17 protein-coding genes are annotated in these 15796 nt (G+C 54.9%); 8 read left to right on the top strand and 9 right to left on the bottom strand.

Annotated features, from left to right (window positions below):
- Nucleotides 1–39: 39 nt before the first annotated feature.
- Nucleotides 40–1299, top strand: coding sequence for an MFS transporter (locus ACLD3P_RS12735; protein ID WP_131046761.1), 1260 nt, complete (start codon nt 40–42; stop codon nt 1297–1299).
- Between the two features lie 3 nt (nt 1300–1302).
- On the opposite strand, the gene ACLD3P_RS12740 is transcribed toward ACLD3P_RS12735, so the two are convergent.
- Nucleotides 1303–1860 carry a DcrB family lipoprotein gene (locus tag ACLD3P_RS12740; protein ID WP_001245277.1) on the bottom strand — a complete coding sequence of 186 codons (558 nt, stop codon included), beginning with the start codon at nt 1858–1860 and terminating at the stop codon, nt 1303–1305.
- A gap of 72 nt (nt 1861–1932) precedes the next feature.
- Nucleotides 1933–2598 (bottom strand): 7-cyano-7-deazaguanine/7-aminomethyl-7-deazaguanine transporter, encoded by a 666-nt coding sequence (locus ACLD3P_RS12745; protein WP_076936452.1) that lies wholly within the window; start codon nt 2596–2598, stop codon nt 1933–1935.
- Between the two features lie 169 nt (nt 2599–2767).
- Between ACLD3P_RS12745 and tusA the strand changes: the two genes are divergently transcribed.
- Nucleotides 2768–3013 (top strand): sulfurtransferase TusA, encoded by a 246-nt coding sequence (gene tusA / locus ACLD3P_RS12750; RefSeq protein ID WP_001541054.1) that lies wholly within the window; start codon nt 2768–2770, stop codon nt 3011–3013.
- Nucleotides 3014–3036: 23 nt separating this feature from the next.
- Here tusA and tcp read toward each other — a convergent pair whose 3' ends face one another.
- The 3 genes from tcp to ACLD3P_RS12765 form a co-directional block, all read right to left on the bottom strand.
- On the bottom strand, nt 3037–4680 hold the full coding sequence (gene tcp / locus ACLD3P_RS12755; RefSeq protein ID WP_001646581.1) for a methyl-accepting chemotaxis citrate transducer: 1644 nt from the start codon (nt 4678–4680) through the stop codon (nt 3037–3039).
- Between the two features lie 199 nt (nt 4681–4879).
- The gene (gene zntA / locus ACLD3P_RS12760; RefSeq protein ID WP_000106652.1) at nt 4880–7078 is read right to left on the bottom strand and encodes a Zn(II)/Cd(II)/Pb(II) translocating P-type ATPase ZntA; all 2199 of its coding nucleotides are present in this window, start codon (nt 7076–7078) and stop codon (nt 4880–4882) included.
- An 80-nt stretch (nt 7079–7158) separates the two neighbouring features.
- Nucleotides 7159–7785 carry a lysoplasmalogenase gene (locus tag ACLD3P_RS12765; RefSeq protein WP_000964735.1) on the bottom strand — a complete coding sequence of 209 codons (627 nt, stop codon included), beginning with the start codon at nt 7783–7785 and terminating at the stop codon, nt 7159–7161.
- A gap of 141 nt (nt 7786–7926) precedes the next feature.
- Between ACLD3P_RS12765 and ACLD3P_RS12770 the strand changes: the two genes are divergently transcribed.
- Nucleotides 7927–8298: a DUF2500 domain-containing protein gene (locus tag ACLD3P_RS12770; protein ID WP_076935788.1), complete on the top strand. Its 372-nt coding sequence runs from the start codon at nt 7927–7929 to the stop codon at nt 8296–8298.
- A gap of 21 nt (nt 8299–8319) precedes the next feature.
- On the opposite strand, the gene ACLD3P_RS12775 is transcribed toward ACLD3P_RS12770, so the two are convergent.
- On the bottom strand, nt 8320–8589 hold the full coding sequence (locus ACLD3P_RS12775) for a DUF1145 family protein (RefSeq protein WP_000906759.1): 270 nt from the start codon (nt 8587–8589) through the stop codon (nt 8320–8322).
- A complete protein-coding gene (gene rsmD / locus ACLD3P_RS12780) occupies nt 8579–9175 on the bottom strand; it encodes a 16S rRNA (guanine(966)-N(2))-methyltransferase (protein WP_000743275.1) in 597 nt (198 codons plus the stop codon). The genes ACLD3P_RS12775 and rsmD overlap by 11 nt, the downstream gene beginning before the upstream one ends.
- 125 nt (nt 9176–9300) lie before the next feature.
- Between rsmD and ftsY the strand changes: the two genes are divergently transcribed.
- The 5 genes from ftsY to livJ all read left to right on the top strand — a co-directional run bounded on the left by ftsY (nt 9301) and on the right by livJ (nt 15020).
- On the top strand, nt 9301–10776 hold the full coding sequence (gene ftsY, locus ACLD3P_RS12785) for a signal recognition particle-docking protein FtsY (RefSeq protein ID WP_079972306.1): 1476 nt from the start codon (nt 9301–9303) through the stop codon (nt 10774–10776).
- A 2-nt stretch (nt 10777–10778) separates the two neighbouring features.
- The gene (gene ftsE, locus ACLD3P_RS12790) at nt 10779–11447 is read left to right on the top strand and encodes a cell division ATP-binding protein FtsE (protein ID WP_000617729.1); all 669 of its coding nucleotides are present in this window, start codon (nt 10779–10781) and stop codon (nt 11445–11447) included.
- The gene (ftsX, locus tag ACLD3P_RS12795) at nt 11440–12495 is read left to right on the top strand and encodes a permease-like cell division protein FtsX (protein ID WP_001081707.1); all 1056 of its coding nucleotides are present in this window, start codon (nt 11440–11442) and stop codon (nt 12493–12495) included. Before ftsE ends, ftsX begins: the two co-directional genes overlap by 8 nt.
- Nucleotides 12496–12740: 245 nt before the next feature.
- On the top strand, nt 12741–13595 hold the full coding sequence (rpoH, locus tag ACLD3P_RS12800) for an RNA polymerase sigma factor RpoH (RefSeq protein ID WP_000159621.1): 855 nt from the start codon (nt 12741–12743) through the stop codon (nt 13593–13595).
- 321 nt (nt 13596–13916) lie between these two features.
- Entirely contained in the window at nt 13917–15020 is a 1104-nt protein-coding gene (gene livJ, locus ACLD3P_RS12805; RefSeq protein ID WP_001839269.1) for a branched chain amino acid ABC transporter substrate-binding protein LivJ, read from the top strand.
- A gap of 83 nt (nt 15021–15103) precedes the next feature.
- Here the strand turns inward: livJ and ACLD3P_RS12810 are convergent, their stop codons facing one another.
- On the bottom strand, nt 15104–15238 hold the full coding sequence (locus ACLD3P_RS12810) for a hypothetical protein (RefSeq protein WP_131046763.1): 135 nt from the start codon (nt 15236–15238) through the stop codon (nt 15104–15106).
- Nucleotides 15216–15599 carry an aspartate 1-decarboxylase autocleavage activator PanM gene (gene panM, locus ACLD3P_RS12815; RefSeq protein WP_000778873.1) on the bottom strand — a complete coding sequence of 128 codons (384 nt, stop codon included), beginning with the start codon at nt 15597–15599 and terminating at the stop codon, nt 15216–15218. The genes ACLD3P_RS12810 and panM overlap by 23 nt, the downstream gene beginning before the upstream one ends.
- Nucleotides 15600–15796 lie beyond the last annotated feature (197 nt).

The raw sequence follows: 15796 nt of genomic DNA on the forward strand, positions 1-15796 counted from the left end.
CGATAATCTGAATCTCACTACTGATTTTCACCGCGCGCCATGATAGAAAAGGAAACATGTTGTAAAAATGCGGTGATACTCATGCCCGAACCCGTCGCTGAACCGGCGCTAAACGGATTGCGCCTCAATCTGCGTATTGTCTCCATTGTGATGTTTAACTTTGCCAGCTACCTGACCATCGGCCTGCCGCTCGCCGTCTTGCCCGGCTATGTACATGATGCGATGGGATTCAGCGCGTTCTGGGCGGGGCTTATTATCAGCCTGCAATACTTCGCCACTCTGTTAAGCCGTCCCCATGCCGGGCGGTATGCGGATGTATTAGGGCCGAAAAAAATCGTTGTCTTTGGCTTATGCGGCTGTTTTTTAAGCGGACTCGGCTACCTGCTGGCGGATATCGCCAGCGCCTGGCCGCTGATCAGTTTGTTACTATTGGGGCTGGGTCGCGTGATTTTGGGGATTGGGCAAAGTTTTGCCGGCACCGGTTCGACACTGTGGGGCGTCGGCGTCGTCGGGTCGTTGCATATTGGTCGGGTCATCTCCTGGAACGGTATCGTCACCTACGGCGCAATGGCGATGGGCGCGCCGCTGGGCGTGCTGTGTTATGCCTGGGGCGGGTTACAGGGACTGGCGCTAACGGTGATGGGCGTGGCGCTGTTGGCGATACTGTTAGCCCTTCCACGTCCGTCGGTGAAGGCGAACAAAGGCAAGCCGCTGCCGTTTCGCGCGGTGCTGGGGCGTGTCTGGCTGTATGGTATGGCGTTGGCGCTGGCCTCGGCAGGGTTTGGCGTCATCGCGACGTTTATTACCTTATTTTATGATGCTAAAGGTTGGGATGGCGCCGCCTTTGCGCTCACGTTATTTAGCGTCGCGTTTGTCGGCACGCGTTTGTTGTTCCCTAACGGTATCAATCGTTTAGGCGGGTTGAATGTCGCCATGATCTGCTTTGGCGTGGAGATTATTGGTCTGTTACTGGTGGGGACAGCAGCCATGCCGTGGATGGCAAAAATCGGCGTTTTACTCACGGGGATGGGGTTTTCGCTGGTCTTTCCGGCGCTGGGCGTGGTGGCCGTCAAAGCCGTGCCGCCGCAGAACCAGGGCGCGGCGCTGGCGACCTATACCGTCTTTATGGATATGTCTTTGGGGGTTACCGGGCCGCTGGCGGGGCTGGTGATGACCTGGGCGGGCGTGCCGGTGATTTATCTGGCGGCGGCCGGGCTGGTAGCGATGGCGCTATTGCTGACCTGGCGCTTAAAAAAACGGCCTCCGTCTGCACTGTCGGAGGCCGCATTATCGTCGTAAAGGTTACTTAATAACCAACGTATTGATGATGTTTTCAGCCGTGGTTTGCGCTTTTTGCTGATTGTCCGCAGGCAGCGTGACCTGAATCGTCAGCAATTGGTTATCCACTTTGCCCAGCACGATGGAAGAGTACGCCGTCTGGCCTTTCGCGGAGATAATGCTGTCCAGTTGTTGCAACGTATGGCCTTTGAGCTCAATAGACTTATTGGTGACGACCTGAAGCTGCGGGTCGCGGCTACGTTGTTGCTCGAGCAGGCGGTTCGCCAGCACCGGCAACGCTTCATCGGTATTATCGCCGACGATAACAATCACCGCTTTCTGGCCCGTCGGGTCAGAATAAACGTGCATATTATTCGCCTGGGTGCCCAGCTTACCGCTTTGATCGGTCATATCCGCCGGCAGTGAGAAACTGAGTTTGCCATCCATCAGGCTGATGGGCTGACCGGAGGCCTGGCTTTCTGCGGCGGCGCTTTCTGCCGACGCTTTTGTATCGTTGTTATCACAGGCCGCAAGCCCCATAACCAGCAGGCCAATACCGGCATATTTAACCAAATTGCGCATTGACTTCTTCCTTTCGATAAACGGCCATAACGGCTCATTCGCTCATCTTATCACAACTCGGAAAACGAACCTTTAACTTGCCGGTAATGGGAAAATTTCAGATTTATCTGCCAGCTTTTTTAGCAACATATTCAGTAGAACGCCGTACATCGGCAGGAAGAAAATAATGCTGATGAGTACCTTAAAGCAATAATCCACCAGCGCAATTTCCATCCAGTGCCCGGCCATAAAGGCATCGGGGCTTCGCCAGAACGCAATAAAGAAAAAGGCAAGGGTATCGCTGATATTGCCAAACAGAGTTGAAGCGGTCGGCGCCAGCCACCAGCGACGATTTTGGCGCAGGCGGTTAAATACATGGACGTCAAGGATCTGTCCCAGCGCGTAGGCCATAAAGCTGGCGGCGGCGATACGGGCGACAAACAGATTAAAGTTCGCCAACGCGGCGAAACCTTGCCAGGCGCCCATATAGAACAGCGATGACACCACATACGACACCAGCAGCGCGGGGATCATGACGGCGAAGATAATGCGGCGCGCCAGCGGTGCGCCAAAAATACGCACGGTAAGATCGGTGGCGAGAAAAATAAAAGGAAAACTAAACGCGCCCCAGGTCGTGTGGAAACCAAAAATAGTGATGGGGAGCTGCACCAGATAGTTACTGGAAATGATCACCAGTAAATGGAATAGCGATAGCCAGAACAACGCTTTTACGCGCTGTGATTGTGTAAACGGAGTCATATTGTGACCTTTTTGTTGGATGGGGTGAGGGAACCCAATAAAGAACCGCCGCATAATACTGTTTTGCGCTGGCATTGCAATGGCTAATTTTCACGCAATCGTTAACCTGCCTGGCTTACTGACGAAGATGGGCGTAAAATATCGCCGTTTTTCTACCATTGAGACGAAGATGAGCGATCTGTTTTCCTCCCCTGACCATACGCTTGACGCCCTGGGGCTGCGTTGCCCTGAACCGGTAATGATGGTGCGCAAAACGGTGCGCAACATGCAAACTGGCGAAACATTGCTGATTATCGCCGACGATCCGGCGACAACGCGTGATATTCCGGGGTTCTGTACCTTTATGGAACACGATTTGCTGGCGCAAGAGACGGAGGGTCTGCCGTACCGCTATTTATTGCGTAAAGCGCATTAACCGCACGGCAGATAGCATTCTGATTAGAAGCTTTCCCAGTTCGCCTGTTCTGCGGCGGGCTGTGGCGTTAAACCTTTGCTTAACGGCGTCGGCGACGCCTCCCGACGAGGCTGTTTCTGGATGCGGAACGCGGCGACCGCCTGACGAAGTTCGTTAGCCTGATCTTCCAGCGCCGCCGCTGCTGCTGCGGATTCCTCTACCAGCGAGGCGTTTTGCTGCGTCACGCTGTCCATTTCCGATACCGCCTGCGCCACCTGCTCAATGCCTTTGCTTTGCTCATCGGAGGCAGAGGCGATTTCGCCCATAATATCGGTCACGCGGGTCACGGCGTTAACGATCTCTTTCATGGTTTCTCCCGCTTCGCGTACCTGCGTAGAGCCGGTATCAATGCGCGACACGGAGTTTTCAATCAGCACTTTGATCTCTTTGGCGGCCTGCGCGCTACGGCTGGCCAACGTGCGTACCTCTCCGGCCACGACCGCGAATCCTCGCCCCTGTTCGCCGGCGCGGGCGGCTTCTACCGCGGCGTTCAGCGCCAGGATATTAGTCTGGAAGGCGATACCGTCAATCACGCTGGTGATGTCCACGATTTTTTCCGAGCTTTCGGCGATATCGTTCATGGTGTTCACTACGTTATCCACCACGCGTCCTCCTTTACGCGCGGTTTCTGATGCGGTTTTCGCCAGACCCGTCGCCTGTCGTGCGTTATCGGTGTTTTGCCGTACCGTGGCGGTTAACTGTTCCATGCTGGCGGCGGTCTCCTCCAGCGCCGAGGCCTGCTGTTCGGTACGGGAAGAGAGGTCGCTGCTGCCGGCGGAAATTTCGCCTGCGCCAGTATAGATAGAGTCTGCGTTATCGCGCACCGCGCTGACGGTACGGATTAACGACTGCTGCATCGTTTTAAGACCGGCGGCCAGTTGACCCATTTCACTGCGTCCTTCAGCCTCTATCTCATGGGTAAGATCGCCGTCGGCGATAGTTTGAATGTGCGCCATAATCCGTTGCAGCGGGCGGAGTAGAACGCGTTGCAGCCCCAGCCAGATAAACGCCAGTACGATGAGCACGATAAGTAGAATTATCCCCAGCGTCCATTGCATCTGGGTAAAACTGCTCTGGTTCTGATCGCTGGCTAATTTTATTAATTGCGCATTTTGAGAGAGCCACTGGTTATATACCTGCTCCATGTCATCCTGCGCTTTTTGCGCGTCAAGGTTGCCATAGGCGGCGTAATTATCGGCTTTAAGATAGTGGATAGACTGCTGCAAAACGTCATACATCTGCTTAAAGCTGGCTTCGGCCTGGGTATCCAACGCCGGATCTTTGCCTGCGATCGCTTCGGAGTTCACGTAGTTGTTGAAATGCTTTTCCGCTTCGTTGAGCGACGCGCCAGCGTTGGTTAACAGCGTGTTCATGGCGTCCAGCGAGGCGGGATCGCGCTGATTTTTTAACATGCGTATCGCCACGCGGTTAATGGTGACGCGGGTTTCGATCAATGTCTGAAAACTGCCGCCCAGTTCCTGTTGTTGGTAACTCAGCGCGCTCGCATTCTGGAAATTCAGCCGATCGCTGCTGACGGCGGAATAAAACAGTATTCCTGTCACCAGCAATAAGGCGCTAAATATGCCCAGCGTCGCGATAACGCCGGTGATGACTTTGATATTTTTCATAGTGCCTAACATTCCTTATTTTGTAGACGGTATGATCAATATCGGTTGGATAAAAATTAACCTTACATCAAATCACGCTATTTCTGATTAATGGTTTGATAAGTAATAGAAAATAAATAATTTTCGCGTGAATAATATGTACAAAGAAAGGAATATCGCGGGATAACCCGGCGACACGACGCCGCCGGGTGGGAGAAGATTAGTTTTTACGCAGCAAACGTAGCGCATTGGCGGTCACCAATACCGTGGCTCCCGTATCCGCCAGGATTGCCAGCCATAGCCCGGTAAAACCCAGTAGCGTCGTCACCAGGAAAATGGCCTTCAGCCCCAGCGCAATGGTGATGTTCTGCCGGATATTCGCGTGGGTAGCGCGCGCCAGCGTAATCATCTGCGCTAACCCGCGCAGACGGTTATGAGTAAGGGCGGCGTCAGCCGTTTCCAGCGCGACGTCAGTACCGCTGCCCATCGCAATTCCGATACTGGCGGCTTTCATCGCGGGCGCATCATTAATGCCGTCGCCCACCATCGCCAGCGGCGCTTGTTGGTTAAGGGCGGTGACTGCCCGCACCTTGTCTTCCGGCAGTAGTCCGGCTTTAAACGCCAGATCCAGCTCGCCGGCAATCGCTGCCGCCGCCCGTGGGTTATCGCCGGTCAGAATCACGCCGTTAACGCCTAACTGATGCAGTTCGCGGATGGCGTCGCGCGCATCGTCACGCAACGTATCCTGGAGGGCGAGGACGCCAACAACGGTCTCGTTACGTAGCACCAGAACCACCGTCTGCCCGGCGTTTTCCAGTTCGCTAATTTGCCCGGCAAACGCTGCCGCAGGCTGTTTTCCCGCCGCGCAAATCAGAATACGTTCGCCGTTAACCTGCGCTTCAATTCCGGTGCCGGCCAGCGTTCGCTGCGATTCCGCCGTCGGGATCGCCAGATCGCGTGTCTGCGCTTCGCGGACAATAGCCTGCGCCAGCGGGTGCGTAGCGCCTTGTTCTACGGCTGCCGCCAGCGCCAACAGTTCAGCCTCGCTGATAGCGCTTGCCGGATGAATCGCCGTCACCCGTGGTTTACCGATGGTCAACGTACCGGTTTTATCAAAGGCAACCTGCGTGATACGGCCCAGTTGCTCCAGCGCTGCGCCGCCTTTAATCAATGCGCCGCGCCGTGCCGCCGCCGCCAGCCCGGAGGTAATGGCCGCGGGCGTGGAGATCACCAGCGCGCACGGGCAGCCGATGAGCAGCAGCGTCAGCCCTTTATAAATCCACTCCTGCCAGCCGCCATCGAACATCAGCGGCGGAATAAGCGTCACCAGCAGTGCGATGACCATAATGACTGGCGTGTAGATGCGGCTGAAACGGTCAATAAACCGCTCAATGGGCGCACGGCGCTCTTCCGCCTCTTCAATCAGCGTCAGGATACGGTCAATCGCGCTGGCGCCAGGTTCAGATAGCACCTCCAGGGTGACGAGACGGTCAACGCTGGTCGCGCCTGCCGGGACTTTGTCGCCCGTTGCGCGCTCCACTGGGATAGACTCGCCGGTGAGCGCGCTTTCATCAAAGCTGGCGAAACCGGAAACCAGTTTACCGTCGGCGGGTAAACGCCCCCCGGCGGCGACTTCGATAATATCGCCCGGTCGCAGGGTATTAATCGCGACCTCTTCCCGTACGCCGTCGCGCAGACGGGTCGCCGTTTCCGGTTTAAGCGCCATTAACGCGCTGACGCCTTTACGGGCGCGGCTGGCGGCCCATCCTTCCAGGCGCTCGCCGATGAGGAACAGCAGCAATACCATTGCTGCCTCCGCCGTCGCGCCAATAAACAGCGCGCCAATGGCGGCGACGCTCATTAGCGTTTCAATAGCGAACCAACTGCCGCTTTTCATCAGCCGCAGCGCCTGGCGGGCAATAGGATACAGACCGACCAGGGTAGTGACGATAAAGGCCAGTTGGCCGAACGGGTGGTTAAATTGCTCCAGCCCCCAGCTTATCGCCATCATAATGATCAGCGTAATAAGCGGCAGGTTCTCTTTAAGACGAGATTCAGGCGCGGCGTCGCGCGAATCTTCGCTACGCAAGGTATAACCCGCCTTCTGTACGGCGCGTTCAATTTGCGCGCGGAGGTCGGCGTCGGCATCGACCACTAACTTTTCGGTGGCGAACAGCACTTGCGCCTGGTTGACGCCGCGAATTTGGCGGACCGCATTCTCCACTTTTCGGGCGCAGGCGGCGCAGTCCATGCCGGAGATTTTCCAGGTATAGCGCGTGCCTGCCACGGCAGTAGAAACAGGCGCGCTGGACGCGCAATGTTCTTCGCAGCAGCAGCTATCGGCCTTCTGTATTGCCGGGGCTAATCTGAAGGAGGTAAAGGGCGGGACTTTTTTGCCATCGGTATCAGGGGTCGACATAACGTCCTCCGGTTGATGATAATTTTCTCATTAACCGGAGGATACACTCTGGAGTCGACTCCAGAGTCAAGCGCTATTATTTACAGGTACAGCGAGCGAACAATCAGGAAGTGTCCGGCAAAGTAGCAGGCGGCGGCAATCGCGTTATCCGCCCGGAAACGGCGGCGGTAATGGCTACCCAGCCAGACGATATTGCCGATGAACAGCAGCGTCGCGCCGGTAAAGGCCGAAAGGGCTGGCGCCGTTGGGCGGAAGAACCACAGTTCGCCCGCCAGCCAGACCATGACCAGAGTCATGGCGATAAAAGTACATACCGGCCAGCGTAGCTCCTCCAGTCGCGTCCAGATAACGGCGATAAGCAACGCGCCGACTATCAGTAACGCCAGCGGCAGTGGCCAGAAGAACGACAACGTCATTTGGCTGGCAAAGTAAATGGTGTAGAGCAGATGCGATAAGAAAAATGCCCCGACGGCGTACAGCAGGCGTTGACGCGGTAAGAGCGTTAACGCATCGCCGACCAGCGAGGCGCACAGTCCGGCCAACACAAGATAACTGATGGCGTCAAACATCGGCGCTTGCCAGGCCAGTAACAGCAATAGTAATAACGTGACGGGCTTAAAAACCCAGCGTTGCCAGGCTGGCCCGCGATAGGAGGCGTCCACATACAGCCATGCGGACAGGCAGACAGCGATAAACGACCAAAGCATCTTAATTCCTTGAATTCGTTATTTTTTCGCAAACGGTATGCTTGCGGCTCTATTATTCAGTGTAGAGGCCGTGACGGTCAGATGACAACACTATAACGGGCAGGGTATGCTTATTTCCGCATTTTCTGACAGGTTAACAGTATGAGTAAGCCACCGCTTTTCTTCATTATAATCATTGCATTAATCGTAGTTGCCGCGTCGTTTCGCTTCGTTCAGCAACGGCGGGAAAAAGCCGCTAATGAGGCGGCGCCGTTACAGCAAAAGCTGGTCGTGGTCAGCAGTAAACGGGAGAAGCCGGTTAACGACCGACGCTCTCGCCAGCAGGAAGTGAGCCCGGCGGGAACCAGTATGCGCTATGAGGTCAGTTTTAAGCCGCTCAATGGCGGTCTGGAAAAAACGTTCCGTTTACAAGCGCAGCAGTACCACGCTTTGACGGTGGGCGATCAAGGTACGCTGAGCTATAAGGGAACGCGGTTCGTCGGGTTTGTTAGCCGTACCCCGGATAACGAATAAACCGTCATCCGGCAGCAAACGTTATTTTTTGTTCTTAAACTTCTTCTGCCAAACCAGCAGCTCAAACACGCCGAACAGGAAAATGCGGATTTTCTCTCCCGTCGTCATCTGCGGACCCTCTTTCGGTATCGTTGATTTCAGCAACGCCAACTGCATACCGTGCATCAGCGCCATGAACACCAACGCCACGTTGACGAAGATATTGAGCGGGCGCGGGAAGGGATGCACCAGATTAAGAATCAAAAATGCCCACACGAAGAGCATTAATAAGCGGCCCAGATTAATCAACATCATTTTCTCCTTGCGCGTCGCGCTGATACAGACGATAAGCGACCTGTCCGGCCACCTTTTCTCGATACAATGCCCAGTTCGCCGGAACGGGCGGCAGACCGTTTTCCACCTCGCTTTCTACGTAGATTAGCGCGTCGTCGGCCAGCCATCCCTGGGTTTCCAGCAATTGTAACGTCTCTTCCAGCAGCCCTTTACGAAACGGCGGGTCGACAAAGACGACGTGATGCGGCGTTCCCGGCTGGCTGAGGAAGGCCAGAGTATTGGTATTGACGACGCGAGCATTGTTGGCTTTCAGCGTCGCCAGATTTTTTTGCAACTGCTGCGAAACGGCGCGATCCATTTCCAGTAACGTTGCCTGGGCCGCATAACGCGATAGCGCCTCCAGGCCCAGAGCGCCGCTGCCGGCAAAGCAATCCAGACAATGGGCGTCTACCATTACCGGAGCCAGCCAGTTAAATAACGTTTCGCGCACGCGATCGGTGGTGGGACGCAGACCCGGGCTGTCCGGAACCGGTAATTTACGGCCACGCCATTGCCCGCCAATAATGCGGATTTGGCCGCTGCCAGAGTGAGTCGGTTTTTTCATTTCTCTTGCTCGAACCGCCTGTTGCAAGTTATTCCAGGCGGTGATGTGAATTAAGTTAAGTGATAGACTATTTCATCATTTTTTTAGCTTCCATGTATATAGCGCCGCGAGGGGTGTAGTCGCAGATGGCAAAACAGAAAAAACGTGGCTTCTTTTCCTGGTTGGGCTTCGGTGATAAAGAGCAGAAGCAGGAACAGACCGAAGAACAGCAGATTGTTGAGGAACAACGACCGGTTGAGCCCCCTGTTGAAACGGCGGCAGACATAGACGCGCAAACGCCCGCGCACAGCAAAGCAGAAACCGAAGCCTTTGCGGAAGAGGTGGTGGACGTTACTGAGAAGGTTCAGGAGAGCGAAAAACCGCAGCCGGTAGAGCCGGAGCCCGCGGCGGCTGTTGAGACGGCTGCGCCGCAGATCGCGGTGGAACGCGAGGAATTGCCGCTGCCGGAAGAGGTCAAAGACGAGGCTATCTCGCCGGAAGAGTGGCAGGCCGAAGCGGAAACCGTAGAGGTCATTGCCGCGGTAGAAGAAGAGGGCGAAAACGCGGCGAAATTCACCGACGAAGAGCTGGAAGCGCAGGCGCTGGCCGCTCAGGCGGCGGAAGAGGCGGTGATGGTTGTTCCGCCAGCGGAAGAAGACGCGCCGGTGGAAGCGATCGTTCAGGAGCAGGAAAAACCGACTAAAGAAGGTTTCTTTGCCCGCCTGAAACGCAGCCTGCTGAAAACCAAAGAAAATCTCGGTTCCGGATTTATCAGTCTGTTCCGCGGCAAGAAAATCGACGATGATTTGTTCGAGGAGCTGGAAGAGCAGTTGCTCATCGCTGATGTCGGGGTGGAAACCACGCGTAAGATTATCGCTAATCTGACGGAAGGCGCCAGCCGCAAACAGCTTAAAGATGCCGAGGCGCTGTATGGTCTGTTGAAAGACGAGATGGGCGAGATTCTGGCGAAGGTAGACGAACCGCTTAATATTGAAGGTAAAACGCCTTTTGTTATTCTGATGGTTGGCGTGAACGGCGTGGGTAAAACCACCACTATCGGTAAACTGGCGCGCCAGTTTGAGCAGCAGGGTAAATCAGTGATGCTGGCGGCGGGGGATACTTTCCGCGCGGCGGCGGTCGAACAGCTACAGGTCTGGGGACAGCGTAATAACATTCCGGTTATCGCCCAGCATACCGGCGCGGACTCCGCCTCGGTGATTTTTGACGCTATCCAGGCCGCGAAGGCGCGTAATGTGGATGTGTTAATTGCCGATACGGCAGGGCGTCTGCAGAACAAGTCGCACCTGATGGAAGAGCTGAAAAAAATCGTTCGCGTCATGAAAAAGCTGGACGAAGAAGCGCCACATGAAGTTATGCTGACCATTGACGCCAGCACCGGACAGAACGCGGTAAGCCAGGCCAAACTGTTCCATGAAGCGGTAGGCTTAACCGGTATTACCCTGACCAAGCTGGACGGTACGGCGAAAGGCGGGGTGATTTTCTCGGTAGCTGACCAGTTTGGCATTCCTATTCGTTACATTGGCGTGGGCGAACGTATCGAGGATTTGCGTCCGTTTAAGGCGGACGATTTTATTGAGGCACTTTTTGCCCGAGAGGATTAACAATGATTCGCTTTGAACATGTCAGCAAGGCCTATCTCGGCGGGAGACAAGCGCTGCAGGGAGTGACATTCCATATGCGGCCAGGCGAGATGGCGTTTCTGACCGGCCACTCCGGCGCGGGGAAAAGTACCCTGCTGAAGCTAATCTGTGGGATTGAGCGGCCCAGCGCCGGCAAAATCTTCTTCAGCGGGCATGATATTACGCGCCTGAAAAACCGCGAAGTGCCGTTTTTGCGCCGCCAGATTGGGATGATTTTCCAGGATCACCATCTGCTGATGGATCGCACGGTCTATGACAATGTGGCGATACCGTTAATCATTGCCGGCGCCAGCGGCGATGATATCCGTCGTCGTGTGTCGGCGGCGCTGGATAAGGTTGGACTACTGGACAAAGCGAGAAACTTCCCGATTCAACTCTCCGGAGGCGAACAACAGCGCGTGGGCATCGCCCGCGCGGTGGTCAATAAGCCAGCGGTATTGCTGGCGGATGAACCGACCGGGAACCTGGACGACGCGTTGTCGGAAGGGATTTTACGTCTGTTTGAAGAGTTTAACCGCGTAGGGGTGACGGTACTGATGGCGACGCACGATATTGGACTTATCTCCCGTCGTTCCTATAGGCAGCTCGTCCTGAGCGATGGACATCTGCATGGAGGCCTGGCCAATGAATAGGCGCGACGCGATTAACCAAATCAGGCAGTTCGGCGGACGGTTGGATCGACTGCGTAAGTCTCGCGGCGGAACAGGCGGCGGGCGCAACGCGCCAGGACGCCAGAAGCCGACGCCGAAACCGAACTCACGTAAAACGAACGTCTTTAATGAGCAGGTGCGCTATGCCTGGCACGGCGCGCTGCAGGATCTGAAAAGCAAACCGCTGGCGACGTTTCTGACGGTGATGGTGATCGCCATCTCCCTGACGCTGCCCAGCGTCTGTTACATGGTCTATAAGAACGTCAACCAGGCGGCGACTCAGTATTATCCGTCGCCGCAGATCACCGTTTATCTGCAAAAAACGCTGGATGATGACGCGGCGGCGCGGGTCGTTGGGCAGCTTCAGGCCGAGCAGGGCGTTGAGAAGGTCAACTACCTGTCCCGTGAGGACGCGCTGGGAGAATTCCGCAACTGGTCGGGTTTTGGCGGCGCGCTGGATATGCTGGAAGAGAACCCGCTACCGGCGGTGGCGGTGGTGATCCCCAAGCTGGACTTTCAAAGTACCGCCTCGCTTAATACGCTGCGCGACCGTATCTCGCAGATTAACGGCATTGACGAAGTCCGCATGGATGATAGCTGGTTTGCGCGCCTGGCGGCGCTCACCGGGCTGGTGGGCCGTGTGTCGGCGATGATCGGCGTGCTGATGGTCGCGGCGGTCTTCCTCGTTATCGGCAACAGCGTGCGTCTGAGCATTTTTGCCCGTCGCGACACCATTAACGTGCAAAAGCTGATTGGCGCGACCGATGGCTTTATCCTGCGTCCGTTCCTCTACGGCGGCGCGTTGCTCGGTTTTTCCGGCGCGTTTCTTTCACTGATATTGTCTGAAATTTTGGTGATGCGTTTATCATCGGCGGTGACTGAAGTGGCGCAGGTCTTCGGCACGAAGTTTGATCTCAATGGCTTATCGTTCGATGAGTGCCTATTGCTGCTGCTGGTCTGTTCCATGATTGGCTGGATCGCCGCCTGGCTGGCCACGGTGCAACATTTACGTCACTTTACTCCCGATTGATAAAATCGTGGTATAATCTTTCCCTGCAATGGGCTTCCGTTCGCAGGGAAAGAGTCCCTGTTGTCTCTTCCCCGCGCGTCATCTTTATGTCACAAGATTTGTGCAAATTATGCACAGTGTTACATTGAACTTGTGGATAAAATCACTGTCTGATAAAAGAGTGGGTGATATTCTCGTTGCTCATCGGCTTTGGCACGGTTGTTGCTCGCTGACGGTGCCAGGCAATACTGATTGAGAGGATTTGAATGACCAAAGAAATGCAAAATTTAGCTTTAGCCCCTGTTGGCAACCTGGAATCTTATATCCGGGCGGCGAACGCGTGGCCGATGTTATCGGCTGACGAGGAGCGGGCATTGGCTGAAAGGCTGCATTACCAGGGCGATCTGGAAGCAGCTAAAACGCTGATCCTGTCTCACCTGCGCTTTGTTGTTCATATTGCTCGTAACTATGCGGGCTATGGTCTGCCGCAGGCGGATTTGATCCAGGAAGGCAACATCGGCCTGATGAAAGCCGTACGTCGTTTTAACCCGGAAGTAGGCGTGCGCCTGGTTTCCTTCGCCGTACACTGGATTAAAGCAGAAATTCACGAATACGTGCTGCGTAACTGGCGTATCGTTAAAGTCGCAACCACGAAAGCGCAGCGTAAGCTGTTCTTTAATCTGCGTAAAACCAAGCAGCGTCTGGGCTGGTTTAATCAGGATGAGGTTGAAATGGTGGCGCGCGAACTGGGTGTTTCCAGTAAAGACGTGCGTGAGATGGAGTCGCGTATGGCGGCGCAGGACATGACGTTTGACATGTCTTCGGACGATGAGTCCGACAGCCAGCCAATGGCGCCGGTGCTGTATCTGCAGGATAAATCGTCTAACTTTGCCGACGGCATTGAAGACGATAACTGGGAAGAGCAGGCCGCCAACCGACTGACCGACGCGATGCAGGGGCTCGACGAGCGTAGCCAGGATATTATCCGCGCTCGCTGGCTGGACGAAGACAATAAGTCTACGTTGCAGGAGCTGGCCGATCGTTACGGCGTCTCCGCTGAGCGTGTGCGCCAGCTTGAAAAGAACGCCATGAAAAAGCTTCGCGCTGCGATCGAAGCGTAATCTTCGCGAATTGCCAATGAACCCTCGAATGTGAATTCGGGGGTTTTGTTTTTTGTAGGCCGGATAAGGCGTTTACCCTGCCATCCGGCAACACGTTTGCCCGATGGCGCTTCGCTTATCGGGCCTACGTGCCCTTCCTCTCCCCCACCGACACAAATCTGTTATCTGGATGTAAATTTAGCTATTCCAAAATAATAAAAATCGGGTATGTTTTAGCAGAGTATGCTGCTAAAGCACGGGTAGCTAGCCAATAATCGAAATAAAGTGCTGAACAATAACACCACAACACACGTAACAACCAGAATAATGGGGATTATCAGGATGAATATGAAGGGTAAAACGTTATTGGCAGGATGTATCGCCCTGTCATTAAGCCATATGGCATTCGCCGAGGACATTAAAGTCGCGGTTGTCGGCGCGATGTCCGGTCCGGTGGCGCAGTATGGCGACCAGGAATTTACCGGTGCGGAGCAGGCAATTGCCGATATCAATGCGAAAGGCGGTATTAAAGGCGATAAGCTCGTCGCGGTGAAATATGACGACGCCTGTGACCCGAAACAGGCGGTAGCTGTCGCTAACAAAGTGGTGAACGACGGCATCAAGTATGTTATCGGACACTTATGCTCCTCTTCCACACAGCCAGCCTCTGATATCTACGAAGACGAAGGTATCCTGATGATAACCCCGGCGGCGACCGCGCCGGAGCTGACCGCGCGCGGCTATAAGCTGGTTTTGCGCACCACCGGTCTGGACTCTGACCAGGGGCCAACGGCGGCAAAGTATATTCTGGAGAAGGTAAAACCGCAGCGCATCGCGATTATCCACGATAAGCAGCAGTACGGCGAAGGGCTGGCGCGCGCGGTGCAGGACGGTCTGAAGAAAGGCGGCGTTAACGTCGTATTCTTTGATGGCATCACCGCCGGCGAAAAAGATTTCTCCACTCTGGTAGCGCGCCTGAAGAAAGAGAATATCGACTTTGTCTACTACGGTGGTTATCACCCGGAAATGGGGCAGATTTTGCGCCAGTCCCGCGCCGCAGGGCTGAAAACCCAGTTTATGGGGCCGGAAGGGGTGGCGAACGTGTCGCTGTCTAACATTGCCGGAGAGTCAGCGGAAGGCTTACTGGTCACCAAACCGAAGAACTACGATCAGGTCCCGGCGAACAAACCGATTGTGGATGCCATCAAAGCCAAGAAACAAGATCCTAGCGGCGCATTCGTGTGGACCACCTACGCCGCGCTGCAATCCTTACAGGCGGGGCTGAACCACTCCGACGATCCGGCTGAAATCGCCAAATACCTGAAAGGCGCCACGGTCGACACCGTAATGGGACCGCTGTCGTGGGATGAGAAAGGCGATCTGAAAGGATTTGAGTTCGGCGTGTTTGACTGGCATGCGAATGGTACGGCGACAGACGCTAAGTAATTTTCCTGGCGCCTTTCGCGCTGCAGGTGCGTTGGCTACGTTATTCAACCCCGGTCACTTACTTATGTAAGCTCCCGGGGATTTCATAACTTGCCGCCTGCCTGCAACGCGAAATTCTTGGAAAATTGCGAGGTGGTTTTTATCTTTGCTCCCGGCATGTAGGCCGGATAAGCGTCAGCGCCATCCGGCTTTCTTTTAGCGCTTCTCCCAGCCGTCATGCTGGGCGGTAAAGCCTAACGCCTGCATAAACGCGGCCATCACGCTACGGTCTTCAACACCGACATCTGCCATCCACCACGACGAGACGTTGGGATTATCGCGGATGACTTCTTCTACCAGATATTGTCCGACGCCGCGACGACGGGTGATTTCACGCACGCGTAAGGAATCCAGCGCGCCCTGCGTTCCGCTCAGCGTCACTCTTACGGCGCCCAACAAACGCTCGTTAAACCGCGCGGCATAAATCCGGTGCGTTTCATCTACGCTTAATGAGGAGGCGGAATATTCCGGCCAGATTTTGCCCAGATCGATCTGATCCTGAGCGCTAAAGTGTTCTAAACGAAGGATAGTCAGCTTCATCGACGGCTTGTCCCGATTTCAAAAGATGCGATCAGTGTACCGAAACAGGCAGGCCAGATGCTTTCTCTTTTTTGTGTCATTTACCAGGTTATTAATTTTTTAACAACGATAATTACAGTTTGAAGCATTAGAGAATGGAAAACAGGCAGCATAATTCCCTGAATGCTAGTGAATTATTCCGCTTAATATGCCGTTAT

Origin of the sequence: Salmonella sp. 741265073_HBA (assembly GCF_046569105.1) — a bacterium.
GTDB classification, from domain to species: domain Bacteria; phylum Pseudomonadota; class Gammaproteobacteria; order Enterobacterales; family Enterobacteriaceae; genus Salmonella; species Salmonella enterica.